The sequence below is a fragment of the Streptomyces sp. NPDC058872 genome, from assembly GCF_042743065.1.
In the GTDB taxonomy this organism is placed as follows: Bacteria; Actinomycetota; Actinomycetes; order Streptomycetales; family Streptomycetaceae; genus Streptomyces.
The window spans coordinates 1-4,457 of sequence record NZ_JBHYMK010000130.1 but is presented as its reverse complement, the minus strand read 5'-3'; the positions used below and the strand labels follow the sequence as shown (position 1 = coordinate 4,457).

General features: G+C 72.5%; 5 protein-coding genes and 1 pseudogene. 5 read left to right on the top strand and 1 reads right to left on the bottom strand.

The annotated features are described in order from the left end of the window. Positions 1-57 precede the first annotated feature (57 nt). Positions 58-1,713, bottom strand: a complete 1,656-nt coding sequence (locus ACFW22_RS35655; protein WP_386412916.1) for an FAD-binding dehydrogenase — start codon at positions 1,711-1,713, stop codon at positions 58-60. 84 nt (positions 1,714-1,797) lie between these two features. Here ACFW22_RS35655 and ACFW22_RS35650 point away from each other — a divergent pair, with 84 nt between their 5' ends. From ACFW22_RS35650 to ACFW22_RS35630, 5 genes and pseudogenes are all read left to right on the top strand, one after another. Beyond that, positions 1,798-2,427, top strand: a complete 630-nt coding sequence (locus ACFW22_RS35650) for a TetR/AcrR family transcriptional regulator (protein WP_386412914.1) — start codon at positions 1,798-1,800, stop codon at positions 2,425-2,427. A gap of 83 nt (positions 2,428-2,510) precedes the next feature. Next, complete coding sequence (locus ACFW22_RS35645) at positions 2,511-3,275, top strand: glucose 1-dehydrogenase (RefSeq protein WP_386412912.1); 765 nt, start codon at positions 2,511-2,513, stop codon at positions 3,273-3,275. A 21-nt stretch (positions 3,276-3,296) separates the two neighbouring features. Beyond that, entirely contained in the window at positions 3,297-3,821 is a 525-nt protein-coding gene (locus ACFW22_RS35640; protein WP_386412910.1) for an NUDIX domain-containing protein, read from the top strand. A gap of 135 nt (positions 3,822-3,956) precedes the next feature. Beyond that, a complete protein-coding gene (locus tag ACFW22_RS35635; protein ID WP_386412908.1) occupies positions 3,957-4,352 on the top strand; it encodes a YidH family protein in 396 nt (131 codons plus the stop codon). 17 nt (positions 4,353-4,369) lie between these two features. Then, positions 4,370-4,457 (top strand): annotated as a pseudogene (locus ACFW22_RS35630) (DUF202 domain-containing protein); the annotation flags it as partial.

Genomic DNA, 4,457 nt, shown 5'->3' with positions numbered 1-4,457 from the left:
CGATCCCGCCCGCGACCGCTCCGTCCCAGCTCGGAGCCCGGATGGGGCCCCTTTCGGTCAGCCGACCGCCTTGGCCGCGGCCCGGCCCGCCGCACGGCCCGAGAAGATGCAGCCGCCGAGGAAGGTGCCTTCCAGCGAGCGGTAGCCGTGGACGCCGCCGCCGCCGAAGCCGGCCGCCTCTCCGGCCGCGTACACGCCGTCCAGGGGCTCGCCGCGCTCCGTGAGGACGCGGGAGTCGAGGTCGGTCTCCAGGCCGCCGAGGGACTTGCGGGTCAGGATGTTGAGGCGCACCGCGATGAGCGGGCCGGCCCCGGGGTCGAGGATGCGGTGCGGGGAGGCAGTGCGGATGAGTTTGTCGCCCAGGTACCTGCGGGCCCCGCGGATCGCGGTGACCTGGAGGTCCTTGCTGAAGGGATTGGCGATCTCGCGGTCGCGCGCGGTGATCTCGCGGCGCAGGGCCGCCTCGTCGATCAGCGGTTCGCCGGTGAGCGCGTTCATGCCGCGGACGAGGGCCGGGAGGTCGTCCTCGACGACGAAGTCGACGCCGTGTTCCATGAAGGCCCGCACCGGGGCCGGCACATCGGCTCGGGCACGACCGAGGACGCCACGGACGGACTTGCCGGTGAGGTCCGGGTTCTGCTCGGAGCCGGAGAGGGCGAACTCCTTGCCGATGATCCGCTGGTCGAGGACGAACCAGGTGTGGTCGTGGCCGGTGCGCATGATGTGTTCGAGGGTGCCCAGGGTGTCGAATCCCGGGAAGAGCGGTACGGGGAGCCTCTTGCCGGTGGCGTCGAACCAGAGGGAGGACGGGCCGGGCAGGATGCGGATGCCGTGCCGGGCCCAGAGGGGGTTCCAGTTCTCGATGCCCTCCGTGTAGTGCCACATCCGGTCGCGGTTGATGTGGTGGGCGCCCGCCTTCTCGGCGATGCCGAGCATCAGGCCGTCGACGTGGGCCGGGACCCCCGAGAGCATGGTGGCGGGCGGGGTGCCGAGCCGGGCGGGCCACTGGGCGCGGACGAGGTCGTGGTTGCCGCCGATGCCCCCGGAGGTGACGATCACGGCCTGGGCGCGCAGGTCGAAGGTGCCGACGGCCTCGCGCCCCGACGCGGTGCCCCGGGCGGCGTCGGAGGGTTCCAGCACTTCGCCCGAGACCGTGTCGACCGCTCCGGCCGTACGGCCGAGCGCCGTGACGCGGTGGCGGAAGCGGAGGTCCACCAGGCCACGGGCGGCCCCTTCGCGCACCTTGCGTTCGAACGGGGCGACGAGACCGGGGCCGGTCCCCCAGGTGATGTGGAAACGGGGCACGGAGTTGCCGTGGCCGTTCGCGTCGTAGCCGCCGCGCTCGGCCCAACCGACGACGGGGAAGAAGCGCACTCCGCGCGAGTGGAGCCAGGCGCGCTTCTCCCCCGCCGCGAAGTCGACGTACGCCTCGGCCCACTTCCTCGGCCAGTGGTCCTCCTCGCGGTCGAACCCCGCGGTGCCGAACCAGTCCTGGAGCGCCAGGTCGTGGCTGTCCTTGACCCGCATCCTGCGCTGTTCGGGCGAGTCGACGAGGAACAGACCGCCGAAGGACCAGTGCGCCTGGCCGCCGAGGGACTGCTCGGGTTCCTGGTCGAGAAGGATCACGGTGCGACCGGCGTCGACCAGCTCGGCGGTGGCGACGAGACCCGCCAGGCCCGCTCCGATCACGATCACGTCAGCGTCGTAGGACATGGACCGCATCTTGGATACACGGATGTATCGAGTCAACCGTCCGCACCCTTTCCGATTTTTAATGCTGGGCATTAATATGAACGCATGGCAAGGACGTCAGGCCCCGAGACCCGGGAGAAGCTGATCCGCGCGGCGGAGGAGCTCTTCGCCGCACACGGCGTCGACGGAGCCCAGTTGCGTGACGTCGTGGCGCTGGCCGGACAGGCCAACCCCTCCGCGGTGCAGTACCACTTCGGCTCGCGCGCCGGACTGCTCGACGCGGTGATGGCCGGCCGCCAGGCCCGCACCGAGCAGGTGCTCGCCCCCCTCCTCCCGCGCACCGGCGGCGAGCTGGAGGAGTTGGTCGGCGCCCTGGTCACGGCCGAGGCCAGCGAACTGCGCACCGACCGGGGGCGGCGCTGTCTGCGGATCTCCGCGCAACTCAGCCACGAGAGCGGCATCCGCACCCGCACCCCCCACCCCACGCTCGCCGGCACCGCGTACTGGCACCTGATCGAACGGATCGCCGACCACCTGGCCGAAGGCGGGCTCCCCGAACCGCTCCTCCTGGAGCGACTGGACCTGGCGCTGACCGTGGTGGGCGCGGCCATGGCGGACCGGGCCCGGCAGTACCTCGACGGCGTCGAGCCGATCGTCGACGAAGGGCTCTTCCTCGCCGACCTCGTCGGAACCACCACCGCGCTCCTCCGCGCCGCACGCCCCCGGGCCTCTTGAGGGGACCGGAGGGCCGCACGCTCCGGAGGGCCTCGCGGGCCTCCCCCGTCCCGCGAACCCCGCACACCTCGAAGGGAACCCCCTTGAACGACCTCACCGGCAAGACCGTGCTCATCACCGGCGGCGCCCGCGGCCTGGGCGCCGAGGCGGCCCGGCAAGCCGTGGCAGCCGGAGCGAACGTCCTGGTCACCGACCTCCTCGACGAGGAGGGCGAGGCGACCGCCGACGCGCTCGGGGAACGGGCGCGCTTCCTCCACCACGACGTGACCTCCGAGGAGGAGTGGGCGGCGGCCGTCGCCTTCGCGGTGGCGGAGTTCGGCGGCCTGCACGGACTGGTGAACAACGCCGGGATCTCCACCGGCGCCTTCCTGGAGGGCGAGTCGGTCGCACGCTTCCGCAAGGTCCTCGACGTCAACCTGACCGGGGTCTTCATCGGCATGAAGGCCGCGGTCCCCGCGATGAAGGAGGCGGGCGGCGGCTCGATCGTCAACGTCTCCTCGGCCGCGGGCCTGATGGGCCTGGCGCTCACCGCCGGTTACGGTGCGTCGAAGTGGGGCGTGCGCGGTCTGACGAAGATCGGCGCGGTGGAGCTCGGCACGGCGAAGATCCGCGTGAACTCCGTCCACCCCGGCATGACGTACACCCCGATGACCGCCGCCGTCGGCATCGAGCGCGGCGAAGGCAAGTACCCGAACACGCCGATGGGCCGGGTCGGCGAGGCCGACGAGATCGCCGGCGCGGTCGTCTTCCTGCTCTCGGACGCCGCTGCGTACGTGACGGGTGCGGAACTCGCCGTGGACGGCGGCTGGACGGCCGGCCCGACCGTGAAGTACGTCATGGGGCAGTGAATCCGGTGTTCTCATGGAGACATGAACCCTGCTGATGAGTTGCTCGACGTCGTCGACGAGGACGACCGGGTGGTCGGTCGGGCCCCGCGCGGCGAGGTGTACGCACGGGGCCTGATCCACCGGTGCGTCTTCGTCCGGGTGCGGGACGCCCGGGGTCGGCTCTTCGTCCACCGGAGGACGCCGACGAAACTGCTCTTCCCCTCCCTGTACGACATGTTCGTCGGCGGGGTGGTCGGCGCGGGCGAGTCCTACGACGCGGCGGCGCTGCGGGAGGCCGAGGAGGAGCTCGGGGTGTCCGGACTGCCCCGCCCCGAACCGGTCCTGCGGTTCCTGTACGACTCCGGGGGCACGGCCGGGAAGTGGTGGTCGGCGGTCTACGAGGTCCGCTGCGAGCTGCCGGTCCAGCCGCAAGTGGAAGAGGTTGCCTGGCACGGCTTCCTGACGGAGGCGGAGCTGGCGGAACGGCTGCCCGGGGCGGAGGGCGCCTGGGAGTGGGTGCCGGACGGCCTCGCCGCGCACGCGATGATGCCCCCGCTCGGTGCGTGAAGCGGGCTCGGCTCCCCCGGGAGGGCCGGAAGCCTCCGGGGGCCGGGTTCGGAAGGACGCGGCGGGGTCGGCCCACCGGGCGGGGCCCCTGGTTCCGTGCGGGCGGGGCGCTCGATCGGCGGCTAGGGTGCACGGGTGAGCGATTTCGTGCAGAGCCTGCGCCTGTGGTTCGCGCCGCAGAAGATCCGGGACGAGGGCGAGACCCCCGACTACCGCTTCTCCCTCGCCAACGAGCGGACCTTCCTGGCCTGGCTCCGCACCGCCCTCGCGCTGGTCGGTGGCGGTTTCGCCGTCGACCAGTTCCTGCCGGACCTGCGTTGGGGCGTACGGGTCGGGCTGGCGCTCGCGCTGCTCGCCGCCGGCGTGCTGTGCTCCCTGCGGGCGGTCAACCACTGGGTGCGCTGCGAGCGGGCGATGCGACGCGGCGAAGACCTGCCGTCCTCCCGGTTCCCCGCGGTCCTCAGCCTCGCGGTGGCCGCGGTGGCGCTCGCCATGGTGCTCCTCGTCGTCTTCGGCCGGGCCGGACGGTGAGCGTGGCGGACGGGTCCCGCGATCCCGGTCTCCAGCCGGAGCGGACCAGGCTCGCCTGGCGGCGGACGACCCTGTCGTGCACGGTGGTCGCCGTGCTCGCCGTGA

Excerpts from the sequence above, each read along its gene's own strand:
- ACFW22_RS35655 (WP_386412916.1), bottom strand. The coding sequence starts at position 1,713 with ATGTCCTACGACGCTGACGTGATCGTGATCGGAGCGGGCCTGGCGGGT.
- ACFW22_RS35650 (WP_386412914.1), top strand. The coding sequence starts at position 1,798 with ATGGCAAGGACGTCAGGCCCCGAGACCCGGGAGAAGCTGATCCGCGCG.
- ACFW22_RS35640 (WP_386412910.1), top strand. The coding sequence starts at position 3,297 with ATGAACCCTGCTGATGAGTTGCTCGACGTCGTCGACGAGGACGACCGG.